The sequence below is a fragment of the Corynebacterium sp. HMSC070E08 genome (genome assembly GCF_001808895.1).
Lineage (GTDB): Bacteria > Actinomycetota > Actinomycetes > Mycobacteriales > Mycobacteriaceae > Corynebacterium > Corynebacterium hiratae.
On sequence record NZ_KV794727.1, the window covers coordinates 21,210 to 35,855 of the forward strand.

Consider the following 14,646-nt stretch of genomic DNA (forward strand, 5'->3'; position numbering starts at 1 on the left):
GTGAGGCCTGCGCCCCCGGCGCTCTAATGGCCCCACTATAGCCACGTCCTCTACTATCAAGGTGTGCTTGCCCCGAAATCTTCCCGCGAATCCCGCGAATCCCCTACCTTTGCCGAGCTCGGCGTCGCCGTAGAGATCTGCGATGCCCTCGCTGACAACGGGATTACGCACACCTTCGCCATCCAGGAGCTCACGCTCCCCATCGCGCTCAATGGCCAGGACCTCATTGGTCAAGCTCGCACCGGCATGGGAAAGACCTACGGCTTCGGTGTACCGCTTCTCGATCGCGTCTTCGATGACGCCGACATCCCAGAGCTTGACGGAACCCCCCGCGCGCTGGTCATTGCGCCAACGCGCGAGCTAGCCATCCAGGTCAGCGGGGACTTGCAGGTCGCTGCCGCGAATTTGCCGCTCAGCGTCATCACCTTGTGCGGCGGCCGCCCCTATGAGGAGCAGATCAAACAGATCAACGCAGGCGCGGACGTCGTCGTGGGCACCCCGGGCCGCCTCCTCGATCTCTGCCAGAAGAAGCACTTATCCTTCGATCAGGTCAGCGTTCTTGTATTGGATGAGGCCGACGAGATGCTGGACTTGGGCTTCCTTCCGGACATCGAGAAGATTCTCTCCCTGCTGCACGGCAACCCGCACCAGACCATGCTCTTTTCCGCCACTATGCCTGGCCCCATCGTGACGCTGGCTCGCACATTCCTGGACCAGCCGGTGCATATCCGTGCCGAATCTGCCGACGCCCAGCAGACCCATGCCTCCACCCGCAAGGTCACCTTCCAAGCGCACCGCATGGACAAGATTGCGGTACTGGGAAAGGTCCTGCAGGCCCACGGCCGCGGGCGCACCATCATTTTCACGCGCACGAAGCGCTCGGCGGCCGCCGTCGCGGAGGAGCTGGCGCAGCGCGGGTTCGCGGTGGGCGCGGTTCATGGCGACATGGATCAAAAAGCACGCGAGCGCTCGCTCGATGCCTTCCGCGACGGCACCGTGGAGATTCTAGTGGCCACGGATGTCGCTGCCCGCGGCATCGACATCGATGATGTCACCCACGTCATCAACTATCAGGTTCCGGACGATCCAATGACGTTTGTTCACCGCATCGGCCGTACCGGCCGCGCGGGGCATACAGGCACGGCGATCACCCTCGTGGGCTACGATGAGCTGGGTAAATGGCAGGTCATCAACGATGAGCTCGACTTGGGCCAGGCGGAGCCACCGCAGTGGTTCAGCACCTCCCCGGAGCTCGCGGAAGCACTGGACATTCCGGAAGGGGTTGCCGATACGGTCGGCCCACCCACCAAGGTGCTGGGTGCCCCGCGGCGCTCGGGCTCACGCGGGACCTCGCCTCGCGGAGGATCCCCCCGTGGTGAATCTACGCGTTCTGCCCGCGCTTCGCGCCGCACTCGTTCCCGTAAACGCAATCCCCGCCAAGGAGGACGCCGATGAGCACCGAGCACGCCCAAGAATCCCCGGTCGACAACGCCGCTGCGAAGAAGGCACCCATTTTGCGTTCCACGAAGGCGGACTGGATTGCCGTGGGCGCGATCAGCGCGGTATGCGCCATCGCCATCGGCGGTGCGGTCATCACCGCACCGATCCACAAGGCTGAGCTCACCCCGGCAGTCGACGCCGCTGCCAACGCCGAGCCAACTCTCCTCACCACCGTCCCGAACTCCCTCACCGAATCCTTCAGCCTCCCCAACGCCTTGGTGCCGGGCCAAACTCGGGCTGTGTCGTCGAAGGGCCTGCTGGTGACCCATGACGGCGACACCCTGAGCGCCACGAATGCTGCCGGCGATGAGGTGTGGACCTATGAGCGCCGCGACGCCGACCTGTGTTCGCTCGGCACGGCGTGGAACAAGATTGTCGCTTCCTATGATGCGGGCAACGGCTGCGGTGATGTGGTGGCGATCGATGCTGCCTCCGGCCAGTATTCCGATACCCGCAGCGCCCGCAATTCCGACGAGGTGGTCCCCATCGTCTCGAACGACCGCGTGGGAACGGTCTCCGCCGAGCGGGTAGAGCTGTGGCGCTCCGACCTCGTGCGCACGGTGGAGTACGGCGATGTCGATGCCAAGCAGGAACCCAACATGCAGCCCCACGAGGACTGCGCCATCACATCAGCGCTGACCCGTACCGAGACGATGGCAGTGACCGAATCCTGCCCGGATTCCCCGGATGCCACGTGGTTGCGTATCCAGACCGCCACACCGGAGGATTCCCGCTCCCCGGAGATTTCCAAAGACATCAAGATCGAGGATCCGGGCGCGCGCCTCGTCGCCTACGGTCAGGAGGCGGCCGCAGTCTTCTTGCCGGGCGATACGCCTCGCATTGTGTCCTATAACTTTGAGGGTGAAGCGCTGTCGTCCACGGACGTGGAACCTTCGACGTCCATCACCAACTCCGCCTCCCCCTTTGCTCCTGCCGTAGCCGATCTGCCCCACCACATGACGTGGTTTGATGGCGAGCGCCTCTACCTCTTTACGCCAACTCAGCTCAAGGTTGACCACGTTTTAGAGCAAGCGCTGGGCACCGGCATTGCCGTTGACGAACGCGTTCTCGTGCCCACTGAAGAAGGGATCGACGTGGTGGATTGGTCGACCGGTAAGACGGAGCGCACCATCCCCGTCGACCGTGATGGCTATTCAGGCCCGATTTCGCTGACCTTGTCCGGCACGGTCATCGTTGAACAGCGCGGGGACACGGCCGTGGCGCTCAAGGCATCCTAGAAGTGGCTTTCAGCCCATTGCGCCGCCTCGGGTCGCACCATGAGCAGGTACAGCACCAACCCGGCGCTCGCTAGGGTTAACGCACCGAGTAGGGCTGAGCCCCCACTAAACATCTGGAAGGCGATGGCGCCCAGGATGAATTCCACGAGCACGATGGCCCCGCGCCCCCAGCGTTTGCCTTTCACGAAGGCCCAGGAGCCAACGATGACAAAGCCGAAGACGATAAAAATGAAGATGGCCGTGCCCAGGCCGACGAAGCCCGTCGCGCCTGAGTCCGAAACCATCGAATCGTTTTCAGCACCAGATACCTCACGGACGATGAGGAAAATGCCAAAGATGATTACGGCGATGGACTGAACCACCGCGATTCCCGCAGCCGCGATGACCGAAGCCGGCGCGCCATTCCCACTGGTACGAGGTGACGTAGTCGAGGACTGTTTCTTCTTCTTGTTCACGGCCGCTTAGTCTACTTCTTACCCCTTCGGTTTAGGCCATCTCCACACCGCAGACTCCCCCGCCCCGCAGACACAGTCCTCGGCATTCAGCTGGACCTTCCCACACGCCCAGTCTTCGGGGGCAGAGGACTGAATATGGATTTGACGCGATCCAGGTCACCACACTCACAGTTTTACCCACATCAACGCTGGTAGACGAATTATTGACAGCCTTCTTACAGCCTCCAATCCATTAGTAGCCCCTAAAGCGACGATATTTCTTTAGTGACTTTGGACACTTTTTACCCTTTACCCCTAGCGGACTTTGAGTAAACGTGTCATTATTCTCAGGTAGCAAAAACAACGAGCTGTTAAATCAGTTCATAACTCGGAGCAAACTTCGAGTTAACAGAAAGTGAACCACGGCGGCGTCGACGCTGGCCCCAACTCGAGACAGGGCCCCACTGACCGCAGACCAGTCCACTTCACCCCGTAGCACTCGGAACAGTTCACAGCTGTGAACTGCCCTAGGTGCGCCTACTTTCACCCACTGCTGTCAAAAATTTGTTAGGAGATTTCAATCATGGATTGGCGCCACGAAGCTGTTTGCCGCGACGAAGACCCAGAGCTCTTCTTCCCCGTCGGTAACTCCGGCCCTGCACTCACCCAGATCGCTAAGGCCAAGCTGGTCTGCAACCGCTGCCCAGTTGCCTCTTCCTGCCTCAAGTGGGCCCTGGAATCCGGACAGGACGCCGGTGTCTGGGGCGGTCTCTCTGAGGAAGAGCGCCGCGCCATCAAGCGCCGCAACCGCAGCCGCGCCCGCGCCCGCGTTTCTGCCTAAAGAACCCTCAGAAGGCACACCCCCGATTAACACTCCGGCATACCCTGCCGCTACAGTTAAATAAGTTCATTTACCCTTAACAGAAGGAGTACGCGATGAGCAAGCGTGGCCGTAAGCGCAAGGATCGCCGTAAGAAGTCCGCTAACCACGGCAAGCGTCCTAACGCATAACGTCAGCAATCAATTAGGGCTCGTTTCCTCCCTCATTCCGAGGACGGAAACGAGCCCTTTGCTTATGCAACTCGGCGGTCCTAGCCCCAGGTAATTTCAGTCCGCGTAATCTCCACGCAAATGCGCTGGCGCAATGACTGCGGTGCAGCCTGTCCCCCACAGCATTTGCGCACGAGTGCGCGGACTACTTCTTCACTCTCGACGCGCTGCTGGCAGGCATCGCACTGCGCGAGGTGCTCGCGGATTTCCAGTGCTCGCGCATAGCTTGTTGATTCATCGAACAGCTCCCGAAAGAGCGCTTCAACCTCGGGAGAGTTACACGCACCGCAATTGCGTCCTGTTGCGCGTTCCATTACTTCTCCTCCATCTCTGGGTGGTTTCGACCGATGCCTTTTTCTCGTGCTACGTCTTTCAACGCCGCGCGAAGTAGTTTTCTTCCGCGGTGGAGGCGGCTCATGACCGTCCCCAACGGGGTGCCCATCACTTCTGCGATTTCCTTATAAGCCAAACCCACCACATCCGAGTAGTACACCACCATTCGGTAATCCTCCGGTAGGTCATTCATGGCCTCGGAAATCTCCGAGTCCGGCATCTGCTTGAGCGCTTCGACCTCCGCTGATTCCAGGCCCGTGGAGTCATGCCCGGACGTGGTATACAGCTGAAAGTCACTAAGCTCATCCGCGGAGGATTCCACCGGGCGGCGCTTGGCCTTCCGGTAGGAGTTGATATAGGTATTCGTCATAATGCGGTACAGCCACGCCTTCAAGTTCGTGCCCTGTTTGAAGGAATCGAAGTTGCTAAAGGCCTTGAGGTAGGTCTCCTGGATCAAATCCTCCGCGTCTTGCGGGTTGCGCGTCAAACGCATCGCTCCGCCGTAAAGCTGGTCCAGCAAGGGCAAGGCTTGCTCCTCAAACAACCGCTGTTTCTGAAGCGTCTCGCTCGTCGTTTCTGTGGCCATACCGACCATCCTAGCGCTCCGGACTAGGGTGGTTTATATGTCCAAGAAGACCCCGCGTGCCGCTACCCCCGCTCTCAAACTCCTCGAAGAGGCAGGTATTGACCACCACGTCTCCACCTTTGATGGCGGTCGCGAAAACTTCGGCGAGGCAGCCGCTGTGGCCCTCGACGTTGCTCCTGAGCGTATCTTCAAAACCCTCGTCATTGATCTAAGCGCCGGCAAAGGCCCCAAACGCCAACTCGCCGTCTGCGTCCTTCCGGTCACCCATCAGCTCAGTCTCAAGAAGGCCGCCGCCGCTTTCGGTGCCTCCAAGGCCACAATGGCCGCGCCTGCCGACGCCTCCAAGTCCTCCGGCTACATCCCCGGCGGCATCTCCCCGTTAGGGCACAAACACGTCCTGCCCACTGTCGTTGACGAGACCGCGCTGCTCTTCGATACCATCTTCTTCTCCGGCGGCAAGCGTGGCCTCGACATTGAGATGAATCCGGAGGATCTCCCCCGCGTGCTGGAGCTCTCCTTCGCCGACGTGCTCGCCGACTAGTTTTCGCGCACTAGAACAAGGTGGTGGCCGGTGGTTCGTCGATAAGCTCTGCGTAGTCGTTGCGCACGTTGCCCACCGCGGGGTCTGCCGGGCGTGCCTGAAAGCCGCGCACAGAGCTCGGCTCCAGCAGCGCCTCCCCCGCCAGCCAGGGCGCGATTTCATCTGCAGTTAGAAACTTGGGCAAGCGGTGGTGCAGCCACGCCATCTCCTCCGTGGCATCCGTGGTCACCATCGTGGCCGAGAGCCTATCCAACCCCGTGGCCCACAAACCAGCCGCCCACAGCAGGCCGTCGGGCCCGGTCACATAATAGGGCTGCTTCTTGGCCTTCTTATCTTCACCGGCTTTCCACTCGTAGTAGCCATCCAGCGGGATGACGCAGCGCTGCGCCTTGAAGGCATCGCGAAAGGAAGGTTTCTGCGCCACAGTCTCCGCGCGGGCATTAAACAGGGGCGGGCCGTCGAGGTCTTTCTTCCAATGCGGAATAAGTCCCCAGCGCGCTGGCTCCACACGGGCGGTCTCCTCCGCAACCCGCACGATGGCGATGGGCTGGGTCGGAGCAATGTTATAGCGTGCTGGCGGCAGGCCTTCCGGCGCATGAACTTCCGTAATGGACTCCCACGCTCCGACTTCCTCCAGTAGGGACTCGGTGAACAGAACAAATCTTCCGCACATGCCCTTTATTATGGACTACATGTCTGCTTACTGGAGTGCTCCCCAACCCACCGGCCCGCTGTCCTGGACTCAAGAAGTCCCCGGATCGAAGTCGATGACCAACCGCGCCCTCATCCTCGCCGCGCTGGCTGACTCCCCCTCTATCATCTACAACCCACTGATCTCCCGCGATACTGACCTGATGAAAGAAGCCTTGAAGGCCATGGGCGTAGGTATCTCCGACTGGGGCCCGCACCTGCGTGTGACCCCGGGCCAGCTGCATGGGGCGACCGTCGATTGCGGCTTGGCCGGCACGATTATGCGCTTTTTGCCACCGGTAGCCGCATTGGCGGATGGCCCCGTCATCATCGATGGCGACCCGTATGCGCGCAAGCGCCCCATGTCCACCATGACGAAGGCCCTGCGTGAGCTGGGCGTTGACATCAAGGGCGATAGCCTGCCGCTGACCATCACGCCCCATGGTGTCCCAGAGGGCGCCGAGGTCACCATTGACGCTTCCGCCTCCTCCCAGTTCGTCTCTGGCCTGCTCCTGGCCGGTGCGCGCTACCGCTACGGGCTCAGCGTGCGCCACGAAGGCGGCACCGTACCTTCCCAGCCCCACATCCTGATGACCATCGGCATGCTGCGTGATGCCGGCGTGCATGTAGTCGCGGGCGAAGATAATTGGGTCGTGCGCCCTGGAAAGATTGAAGGCCGCGAGTGGTATATCGAGCCGGACCTCTCCAACGCCACTCCTTTCCTTGCCGCTGCTGCCACCTGTGGCGGCAGCGTAAGCATCCCGAACTGGCCGGAGGAAACGGACCAGCCTGGTGACGCTTTCCGCAGCATCTTGGAACAGATGGGAGCTCAGGTTGAGTACGTCCCGCAGGCACCTCGCCAGGATCCCTACCTGAAGGTCACCGGCCCAGAGGAGGGTCTAGCAGGCCTGCGCGGTATCGATCTCGACATGGGAGATATCGGCGAGCTCACCCCGACCGTGGCTGCGCTGTGCGCGCTGGCCTCTACGCCTTCGACGTTGACCGGCATCGCGCACCTACGCGGCCACGAGACGGACCGTCTGGCGGCCCTCGCTACCGAGATCAACGGCTTGGGAGGCAACGTCACCGAGCTTGACGACGGCCTCCGCATCACCCCTGCCCCACTCCACGGAGGGCAGTGGCACTCCTACGCCGACCACCGCATGGCCACCGCCGGCGCCATCATCGGCCTAGCAGTCGAAGGGGTCGAGGTCGAGGACATCGATACCACGTCCAAGACTCTGCCCGGCTTCGCCGGGATGTGGGAGGCCATGATCCGTGGCTAGGCGCGCGAGCAGCTATGACGAATCCGATGTCCGCATCCGGCCCGGCAAAGGCTCGCGCCCGCGCACGAAGGACCGCCCAAAGCACAAGGATGCCAAGTTCGGCATGGTCATCACCAAGGATCGCGGCCGTTGGGGAGTCGCTCTAGATAACGATGGCCCGGTCGTCACGGCCATGCGCGCCCGCGAGATGGGCCGCACGCCCGTCGAGGTCGGCGACCGCGTCGGCGTCGTGGGCGATACCTCCGGGCGCAAGGACACCTTGGCACGCATCGTCAAGCTGGAGGAACGCCGTTCCGTCCTCCGGCGCACCGCGGATGACACTGACCCTTATGAGCGCATCGTGGTGGCGAATGCGGACCGCCTGCTCATCGTCAGTGCCGTGGCGGATCCGCCCCCGCGTTCCGGATTCGTGGAACGTGCACTCATCGCGGCCTTTGCCGGCAATATCCAGCCGGTCCTATGTCTAACGAAGACCGACCTCACCGACCCCACTCCGTTTGCCCAAGAGTTTGCGGACTTGGATGTCACGGTGGTGGAGGCCGGCGTCGACGATGGGCTGGAGCAGGTCTGTGCCGCAATTGATGGACATGTCACGGCCCTCATAGGCCACTCGGGCGTGGGAAAGTCCACCCTGGTGAACCGGCTTGTCCCGGACGCCAACCGAGAGACCGGCGAGGTTTCCGCCGTGGGCAAGGGCCGCCACACCTCGACGCAGTCGGTGGCATTGCGCCTGCCGGCGGAAGGAAGCACGCCGAATGGCGGGTGGATCATTGATACCCCCGGCATCCGCTCCTTTGGCTTAGCCCACATTGACGCGGAGAACGTCATCGAGGTCTTCGATGATCTGGCCGAAGCCATCGAGGACTGCCCGCGCGGCTGCACGCATGCTGGGCCGCCCGCGGACCCTGAGTGCGGCCTGGACTTAAACATCGAGGAAGGCACTGCTTCTGCGCGCCGTCGCGACGCAGTGCGGGGCCTTTTGGCCTCCCTGCGCACCAACGTCGATTGGGCTTAGGCCTTAAGCCCTCAAGCTTAGGCCGGAAGCATAGCCGCCAGCTGCGGCGGCAGGACGGTCTTCAGGAAGGGGCTGGCAGCGCGGAGAGCCATAAAGAACACCGTCAGGGCGCCGGATACACCGAGGATGATGGCGCCACCCTTGTCGATGTTGGAGGAGGTGTTATCACCGCTCGGTGCCTTCTTGTTGAACTCTTCCTTCTTGGCACACGCATCGAGAGCCTTGACGTACTCCGGCGCGATGTCGCGGAAAGTCTCGGCTACCTTGATGTTGTTCTTAGCGCGCTTGACGGCGTCCTCGTCACCGAGCTCGACCTCTGCCTCATAGCCAGCCAGAGCACGGTAGAGCTCGTCCGATTGGTTCTCTACGTCGCGAGCACGCTTCTCCGCGTCCTTGGGCGAAATCTTAAGGCCATCCTTCAGCAGGCTGCTGTCGACGTCGTTGTCCTTGGACTCCGCGTTCTTGAGGTCGCTGGCTTCGTCCTCGCTCAACGTGATGGTGCACTTGTCATTCTTGATGGAGGTGGTCACCGCACCCGCAGTGGGGGCAGCGATTCCGCCAGCAACAAGTGCGACGGACAAGGTGGAGGTAGCAACTACGCGGCGAAGACGAGAGGAAGTCATGCTGAGGGGACCTTTCGATCGAGCTGAGTTTTACTCCAGCAGACTATCAGCATTTAGCCCAACTTGGGCAGGTAATCACCGAACTCCTTGTACACAGCGAAGCCGATGCTGATAATTCCGAAGAGAATGGCGACGATAACCCCCATCGGTCCTTGCGAGGAGCCCTCAACGATGCGCAGCCACGGAGTCTTAGGCATCACGGCCATGTTGGGGTCCGGATTGTTGGGGTCAGGTTCGCTGGGAGCCGCTTCCTGAGCAGAGCTCCCCTGCGCGGTCTGATTTGTCTGCGCTGCCGGCGCTACTGCTTCCTCTGCTCCGGCCACCGGTGCGGAGACAAGTGCTGCGGTGCTCAGCGCAGCAGCGGTGATAAGGCTAGCAAGGCGAGTTGCCTTCATGATGGTGCTCCTTTTCTCAAGCAATGGCAATAAGGGCTTAGAGTAGCACCACCATTCGCGTTAGGGCTGTTAACGCTGGTGAATTCTAGAGCAGTTCTACGAGGATGGGCAGCTCGGTGGGATCATAGAAAGCCATGAAGTTATCTAGGGCATCACCGACGGCGAGTTCGGCGTCTTCGTCGCCGAGGTCAGCATTGTCGATGGCGGCGATAGCCTTGGCGGTGGCAGCCTCGGATTCCTCGATGTCCACGTGGATAGCTTGCAGATTGTCCTTCGTGATAGTGGCCGGGTTGAGCGCCACGACTGGTTCCCCCATGTCCGGCTTCGGGGTCACTACGGACTCGTCCACGTCGACGGAAATGACGACTCGGCGGTGCGGGAACTTGTCCTCATCGCCGATGGCCAAGAGCCGCAGGGAGGCCATGGAAGCCTCGAGGAAGGCAGAGTATTCGATTTCTTCTTCGTCGCCCTCCGTGTAGAACTCGCGCAGCGCCGGGGTTACTGTAAATCCCCAGCCGCTGCGGGCGGCAAGCTGGCCGGTTTCTTCCAGCTCTGTCAGCATGGCAAAAGTGGCTGGCAGGAAGACGCGCACATCCTTCGACACTTAGAACTCACCTTCAATGTCGAAGACTGCCTGGACTTCCACGCTGGTGCGGTCAAAGACCGTGTAGAGCATGCCCACCATGCCATTTTCCACCGCAGCGCGGACGTTGACGATGGAATCATCTACCATGACGCAGTCATTAATCGGCAGGTCGATAGCGTCCGCTGCAGCCTGGAAGGCAGCACGATCCGGCTTTTCCGCACCGACCTCACCGGAAAGCACGACGGCATCAACGATGCCGCGGTATTCCCACTCGCGAATGTGCTCCGCGCCTGGGCCGCCCGGATCGTTAGAGAGAATAGCGGTGGCGACTCCGTTGGATTTCGCGGCGGCGAACAGCTCCCGCCAGCGCTTGACGTCTTCTTCGGTGCCGTCAAGCACGCCTACAAAATCGACGATGAGTCCACGCATATTATCTACCCTTCGCATTGAGCTGTGTTTATCGTCCGAAAGTATAGCGAACATACCGCTCGCCTGCTCCCACAGGCCAAGGCGCAGCGCCTTCTAGCCGCGGATGGCGCCAGCATGGCACAATGAACGTGCGTCCAGCTTCCTTCCCTCCGCTCGCCTTCTCCTACCCGAACGCCTTTCTCCGCGCTGCTCATCGCGGATAAGGACCGGATTCCGCATGTACACCCCCATCCCCGGCATGAGCCATCTGCAGCTCTATGTTGCTCCACAGCGTATCCGCTATGAGCGCGAGCCCACCGCTGGTGATCTCGCCACGCGTGACGAGATCCACGGGCTCGTCGTCATTGTTTTAGAAGTTGCCGCCGCTTTGCGGCCGATGAGCCATCTCAACAACCCGCGCTTTGCTCCAGAAATCGTCACCCATGTACGCGCGTGGCGGAAGGCCCATGCAGCGGCAGAGCTCCGCGGGGGCATGGCACTCACCAGCTTGCATGCGCGCGCAAACGGCGAGTTCTTCGGTTCAGTGCTGATAGGTTCGCACCAGCGTGCTTTCACCGGCTCCGCAGCCGGGCGGCACATACGTTCCTTCCGGTTACTCTCAGTCGGCCCCAGCCCCAGTATCGCTGGAAGCGACCGGCAGGCTACGGGAGGCTAAACAAAAAGCCAAGGGATAACCTTGGCTGGAAACTGCGGGAGATTAAAAAAGCGAACCGAGCTTGATCAAGATGGGCGTCCAATCGATGCCGGCGAACGCCGCGGACGCACTCACCAGGGCCAAGCTGATACCGCCAAACATGGTGGCTCCAACCACTGGCAGGTTCTTTGCAGCTTCCTCGGAGGTTTCCGGAGCAGACGCAGCGCCGCACTGAGTGGCCACGGTGTCCTGGGAGCTGAGCACGGCGTCCTTGGAGGACTCATCGTCCTGCGAGCTCAAGACGGAAGAGAGCTGGCACTGCTCCTCGGGAGCAAGCTCGATAGCCGACGCAGCTGCGCCGCCGCCCAACAGGGTGGCAGATGCGAACACGGAGAGACCTACTCGCAGAGACAAGCGGCGCATACTAACTCAACCTTCCGAAGCAGAACAATTAATAATTTGACAGTATATACCTAACTGCTTCCAATAAAAAGGCGCCGTGGGGAGTTCTTCCCACACGGCGCCTCATCACTTTCCGCGCTTTCTAGCGCCCGCGCGTCAGCGCAGTTTCAAGCCGCGGCAGATTAAGCTTCCGCTTCCGCGTTTGCTTCACCCGCTGCGCTCGCCTCTTCTTGGGCCTTGAACTGCTTGCGCAACATGAACAGCTGGCGGACGGTTTCTTCCTTCACTGCGTCATTCATGGCGTTAAACATGTCGCCGCCCTCCTTCTGGTATTCCACCAGGGGATCGCGCTGTGCCATAGCACGCAGGCCAATACCTTCCTTGAGGTAATCCATTTCATAAAGGTGCTCGCGCCACTTCTGGTCGATGATCGGCAGAATGATCATGCGCTCGGTATTGCGCATCTGGTTCTCACCGCCGATGGCAGTCACAGCATCTTCGAGCTTGTCGTACTCGGAGTTGGCATCAGCCAGGAGGGCATCCCGCAGCTGCTCCGCAGATAGTTCGCCGGCGGCGCCGTATTCGGTGCCGTCAACGAGCTCCTCATGCGTCATGGTCGGCCCGTACAGGGACTCCAGCGCATTCCACAGCTCATCGAGATTCCAGTCCTCCACGTAACCGGTAGCAGTAGCCCCTGCCACGTAGGCGGACACGGTGTCATTGATCATCGTCCGGATGTTGTCCTTGATGTCGTTGGCCTCAAGGATATCGTGGCGGGTGGCGTACACCACCTTGCGCTGCTCGTTAAGAACCTCGTCGTACTTGAGCACGTTCTTACGCATCTCGAAGTTCTGGTTCTCCACCTGTGCCTGCGCACCCTTGATAGAGTTCGACACCATCTTGGCCTCAATCGGCACGTCATCCGGCACGTTGAGGCGGTTCATCATGTTCTCCATGGACTGGCCCACGAAGCGCACCATGAGCTCATCGCGCATGGACAGGTAGAAGCGGGTCTCTCCCGGGTCACCCTGACGTCCGGAACGGCCACGCAGCTGGTTATCAATACGGCGCGACTCGTGGCGCTCGGTGCCCAGCACGTACAGGCCGCCGGCCTCACGGACCTCATCGCCCATCTTCTTGGAGCGTTCCCTCTCCTGCTCGATCTCAGCGTCCCAGGCTTCCTGGTACTTCTCCTCGTCCTCGAAGGGATCGAGGCCGCGGTCCCGCAGCTTCTCATCCAGGATGACCTCGGGGTTGCCACCGAGCACGATATCGGTACCACGACCGGCCATGTTGGTGGCCACGGTGACGGTGCCAGGGCGGCCAGCACGGGCGACGATCTGGCCCTCTTCCTCGTGGTGCTTGGCGTTGAGCACCGAGTGCTTGACGCCGCGCTTGCTCAGCAGCTGGGAGAGGTACTCGGAGCGTTCCACGGAGGTGGTACCAACGAGCACCGGCTGACCGGCAGCCACGTGCTCCTCGATGTCATCGACCACCGCAGCGAACTTCGCTTCCTGGGTCTTGTAGATGCGGTCGGAGTGGTCGGTACGCTGGTTCGGCTTGTTGGTCGGAATCGGCACCACGTCGAGACCGTAAATGGAGTGCAGCTCGGCCGCCTCAGTTTCTGCGGTACCGGTCATGCCGGAAATCTTGTCGTAAAGGCGGAAGTAGTTCTGGAGGGTAACGGTCGCCAGCGTCTGGTTCTCGTTCTTGATCTCCACCTCTTCCTTCGCCTCAATAGCCTGGTGCATACCTTCGTTGTAACGGCGACCAGCCAGCACGCGGCCGGTGAATCCATCCACGATGAGGACCTCGCCATTGCGGACGATGTAGTCCTTATCGCGGGTGAAGAGCTCCTTCGCCTTCAAAGCGTTATTGAGGTAGGACACCAGCTGGGAGTGCTCAGGTGCGTAGAGGTTTTCAATGCCCAGCTGGTCTTCGACGAATTCCACGCCTTCCTCAAGCACACCAATGGTGCGCTTCTTGTGGTCCACCTCGTAGTGGATGCCCTCGCGCATCTTCGGGGCCAGCTTGGAAAAGACTCCGTAGAATTGAGAGGACCCATCGACCGGGCCGGAAATGATGAGCGGGGTACGCGCCTCATCGATCAGAATGGAGTCAACCTCATCCACGATGCAGTAGTTGTGGCCGCGCTGGACAGTTTCATCGAGTGAGCGGACCATGTTGTCGCGCAGGTAGTCAAAGCCCAGCTCGTTGTTCGTGCCATACGTAACGTCGCAGGCATAGGCTTCCTTGCGCTCTGCAGGGCGCATCTCGGAGAGGATGACACCGACGGACAGTCCCAGCCAGCGGTGAACACGGCCCATCATCTCGGCGTCACGCTTAGCCAGGTAGTCGTTGACGGTCACGATGTGGACGCCTTTGCCTTCGAGGGCGTTGAGGTAGGCCGGCAGCAGTGAGGTCAGGGTCTTACCCTCACCAGTGCGCATCTCGGCAACGTTGCCAAAGTGCAGGGCAGCACCGCCCATGATCTGCACCTTGTAGTGCTTCTGGTCGAGCACGCGCCAGGCGGCTTCACGCACGGTGGCGAATGCTTCGAGAAGCATGTCATTCATCTTTTCGCCATCCGCCAGACGCTTCTTAAACTCGTCTGTCTTAGCCTTAAGCTCGTCGTCCGACAGCGCCGCGAATTTATCTTCTAGGGCAATAACATCATCAGCAATTTTAGCCAGGCGCTTGACGGTGCGTCCCTCACCGGCACGGAGCAGCTTGGAAAGTCCAAACACGTCTAGATAGTCCTTCTGGTCGCGACAATAAAGTTAACTCGTCGCCATTGTACTCACTAGCTTTTCCGTATCGATTCGCCACCCAACCCAAAACGCAAAATCCGATACTTAACCCGCGCCCACTCGTGCGCCCATCCTGTGTTTTCTCAGAACCACA

18 protein-coding genes are annotated in these 14,646 nt (G+C 60.8%); 8 read left to right on the forward strand and 10 right to left on the reverse strand.

Annotated elements, in window-relative coordinates; genetic code table 11:
• The first annotated feature begins 63 nt into the window (after positions 1 to 63).
• Positions 64 to 1,455, forward strand: a complete 1,392-nt coding sequence (locus tag HMPREF2526_RS00575) for a DEAD/DEAH box helicase (protein WP_070545186.1) — start codon at positions 64 to 66, stop codon at positions 1,453 to 1,455.
• Positions 1,452 to 2,738, forward strand: a complete 1,287-nt coding sequence (locus tag HMPREF2526_RS00580; protein ID WP_070545188.1) for an Rv3212 family protein — start codon at positions 1,452 to 1,454, stop codon at positions 2,736 to 2,738. The genes HMPREF2526_RS00575 and HMPREF2526_RS00580 overlap by 4 nt, the downstream gene beginning before the upstream one ends.
• Here the strand turns inward: HMPREF2526_RS00580 and HMPREF2526_RS00585 are convergent.
• Positions 2,735 to 3,193, reverse strand: coding sequence for a hypothetical protein (locus HMPREF2526_RS00585; protein ID WP_046647461.1), 459 nt, complete (start codon positions 3,191 to 3,193; stop codon positions 2,735 to 2,737). The genes HMPREF2526_RS00580 and HMPREF2526_RS00585 overlap by 4 nt on opposite strands.
• Positions 3,194 to 3,755: 562 nt before the next feature.
• Here HMPREF2526_RS00585 and HMPREF2526_RS00590 point away from each other — a divergent pair.
• On the forward strand, positions 3,756 to 4,013 hold the full coding sequence (locus tag HMPREF2526_RS00590) for a WhiB family transcriptional regulator (protein WP_042529827.1): 258 nt from the start codon (positions 3,756 to 3,758) through the stop codon (positions 4,011 to 4,013).
• Between the two features lie 95 nt (positions 4,014 to 4,108).
• Complete coding sequence (locus HMPREF2526_RS13755; protein WP_012714902.1) at positions 4,109 to 4,183, forward strand: 50S ribosomal protein bL37; 75 nt, start codon at positions 4,109 to 4,111, stop codon at positions 4,181 to 4,183.
• Positions 4,184 to 4,263: 80 nt separating this feature from the next.
• Here HMPREF2526_RS13755 and rsrA read toward each other — a convergent pair whose 3' ends face one another.
• Together rsrA and HMPREF2526_RS00595 are read right to left on the reverse strand one after the other, a co-directional pair.
• A complete protein-coding gene (gene rsrA / locus HMPREF2526_RS12820; RefSeq protein WP_080975102.1) occupies positions 4,264 to 4,536 on the reverse strand; it encodes a mycothiol system anti-sigma-R factor in 273 nt (90 codons plus the stop codon).
• On the reverse strand, positions 4,536 to 5,141 hold the full coding sequence (locus tag HMPREF2526_RS00595) for a sigma-70 family RNA polymerase sigma factor (protein WP_049156090.1): 606 nt from the start codon (positions 5,139 to 5,141) through the stop codon (positions 4,536 to 4,538). Before HMPREF2526_RS00595 ends, rsrA begins: the two co-directional genes overlap by 1 nt.
• Positions 5,142 to 5,178: 37 nt before the next feature.
• Here HMPREF2526_RS00595 and ybaK point away from each other — a divergent pair, with 37 nt between their 5' ends.
• Positions 5,179 to 5,682, forward strand: a complete 504-nt coding sequence (gene ybaK, locus HMPREF2526_RS00600; protein ID WP_070545190.1) for a Cys-tRNA(Pro) deacylase — start codon at positions 5,179 to 5,181, stop codon at positions 5,680 to 5,682.
• A gap of 10 nt (positions 5,683 to 5,692) precedes the next feature.
• Here ybaK and HMPREF2526_RS00605 read toward each other — a convergent pair whose 3' ends face one another.
• Positions 5,693 to 6,355, reverse strand: coding sequence for an SOS response-associated peptidase (locus tag HMPREF2526_RS00605; RefSeq protein ID WP_070545192.1), 663 nt, complete (start codon positions 6,353 to 6,355; stop codon positions 5,693 to 5,695).
• Here HMPREF2526_RS00605 and aroA point away from each other — a divergent pair.
• A complete protein-coding gene (gene aroA / locus HMPREF2526_RS00610) occupies positions 6,354 to 7,658 on the forward strand; it encodes a 3-phosphoshikimate 1-carboxyvinyltransferase (protein ID WP_046647458.1) in 1,305 nt (434 codons plus the stop codon). The two genes, HMPREF2526_RS00605 and aroA, sit on opposite strands and share 2 nt — an antisense overlap.
• Positions 7,651 to 8,673, forward strand: a complete 1,023-nt coding sequence (rsgA, locus tag HMPREF2526_RS00615) for a ribosome small subunit-dependent GTPase A (protein WP_070517844.1) — start codon at positions 7,651 to 7,653, stop codon at positions 8,671 to 8,673. The genes aroA and rsgA overlap by 8 nt, the downstream gene beginning before the upstream one ends.
• A 17-nt stretch (positions 8,674 to 8,690) precedes the next feature.
• On the opposite strand, the gene HMPREF2526_RS00620 is transcribed toward rsgA, so the two are convergent.
• From HMPREF2526_RS00620 to HMPREF2526_RS00635, 4 genes are all read right to left on the reverse strand, one after another.
• A complete protein-coding gene (locus tag HMPREF2526_RS00620) occupies positions 8,691 to 9,296 on the reverse strand; it encodes a hypothetical protein (protein ID WP_070512186.1) in 606 nt (201 codons plus the stop codon).
• A gap of 53 nt (positions 9,297 to 9,349) precedes the next feature.
• On the reverse strand, positions 9,350 to 9,691 hold the full coding sequence (locus tag HMPREF2526_RS00625) for a hypothetical protein (RefSeq protein ID WP_070545193.1): 342 nt from the start codon (positions 9,689 to 9,691) through the stop codon (positions 9,350 to 9,352).
• Positions 9,692 to 9,776: 85 nt separating this feature from the next.
• Positions 9,777 to 10,283 (reverse strand): DUF6912 family protein, encoded by a 507-nt coding sequence (locus HMPREF2526_RS00630; protein WP_175974375.1) that lies wholly within the window; start codon positions 10,281 to 10,283, stop codon positions 9,777 to 9,779.
• Positions 10,284 to 10,295: 12 nt separating this feature from the next.
• Positions 10,296 to 10,706 (reverse strand): HAD-IA family hydrolase, encoded by a 411-nt coding sequence (locus HMPREF2526_RS00635; protein ID WP_010189184.1) that lies wholly within the window; start codon positions 10,704 to 10,706, stop codon positions 10,296 to 10,298.
• A gap of 217 nt (positions 10,707 to 10,923) precedes the next feature.
• Between HMPREF2526_RS00635 and HMPREF2526_RS00640 the strand changes: the two genes are divergently transcribed.
• Positions 10,924 to 11,361: a hypothetical protein gene (locus tag HMPREF2526_RS00640; RefSeq protein WP_070545197.1), complete on the forward strand. Its 438-nt coding sequence runs from the start codon at positions 10,924 to 10,926 to the stop codon at positions 11,359 to 11,361.
• 42 nt (positions 11,362 to 11,403) lie between these two features.
• Here HMPREF2526_RS00640 and HMPREF2526_RS00645 read toward each other — a convergent pair whose 3' ends face one another.
• Both HMPREF2526_RS00645 and secA read right to left on the reverse strand, forming a co-directional pair.
• Positions 11,404 to 11,763 (reverse strand): hypothetical protein, encoded by a 360-nt coding sequence (locus tag HMPREF2526_RS00645; protein WP_070512202.1) that lies wholly within the window; start codon positions 11,761 to 11,763, stop codon positions 11,404 to 11,406.
• 161 nt (positions 11,764 to 11,924) lie between these two features.
• Positions 11,925 to 14,489 (reverse strand): preprotein translocase subunit SecA, encoded by a 2,565-nt coding sequence (gene secA, locus HMPREF2526_RS00650; protein ID WP_070545199.1) that lies wholly within the window; start codon positions 14,487 to 14,489, stop codon positions 11,925 to 11,927.
• Positions 14,490 to 14,646: the final 157 nt, after the last annotated feature.

Bases quoted from the DNA above. Each gene is read 5' to 3' on its own strand.
- HMPREF2526_RS00595 (WP_049156090.1), bottom strand. From the start codon at position 5,141: ATGGCCACAGAAACGACGAGCGAGACGCTTCAGAAACAGCGGTTGTTT.
- HMPREF2526_RS00635 (WP_010189184.1), bottom strand. From the start codon at position 10,706: ATGCGTGGACTCATCGTCGATTTTGTAGGCGTGCTTGACGGCACCGAA.
- HMPREF2526_RS00620 (WP_070512186.1), bottom strand. From the start codon at position 9,296: ATGACTTCCTCTCGTCTTCGCCGCGTAGTTGCTACCTCCACCTTGTCC.
- ybaK (WP_070545190.1), top strand. From the start codon at position 5,179: ATGTCCAAGAAGACCCCGCGTGCCGCTACCCCCGCTCTCAAACTCCTC.
- HMPREF2526_RS00645 (WP_070512202.1), bottom strand. From the start codon at position 11,763: ATGCGCCGCTTGTCTCTGCGAGTAGGTCTCTCCGTGTTCGCATCTGCC.
- HMPREF2526_RS00640 (WP_070545197.1), top strand. From the start codon at position 10,924: ATGTACACCCCCATCCCCGGCATGAGCCATCTGCAGCTCTATGTTGCT.
- HMPREF2526_RS00580 (WP_070545188.1), top strand. From the start codon at position 1,452: ATGAGCACCGAGCACGCCCAAGAATCCCCGGTCGACAACGCCGCTGCG.
- aroA (WP_046647458.1), top strand. From the start codon at position 6,354: ATGCCCTTTATTATGGACTACATGTCTGCTTACTGGAGTGCTCCCCAA.
- HMPREF2526_RS00625 (WP_070545193.1), bottom strand. From the start codon at position 9,691: ATGAAGGCAACTCGCCTTGCTAGCCTTATCACCGCTGCTGCGCTGAGC.
- rsrA (WP_080975102.1), bottom strand. From the start codon at position 4,536: ATGGAACGCGCAACAGGACGCAATTGCGGTGCGTGTAACTCTCCCGAG.
- HMPREF2526_RS00605 (WP_070545192.1), bottom strand. From the start codon at position 6,355: ATGTGCGGAAGATTTGTTCTGTTCACCGAGTCCCTACTGGAGGAAGTC.
- HMPREF2526_RS00590 (WP_042529827.1), top strand. From the start codon at position 3,756: ATGGATTGGCGCCACGAAGCTGTTTGCCGCGACGAAGACCCAGAGCTC.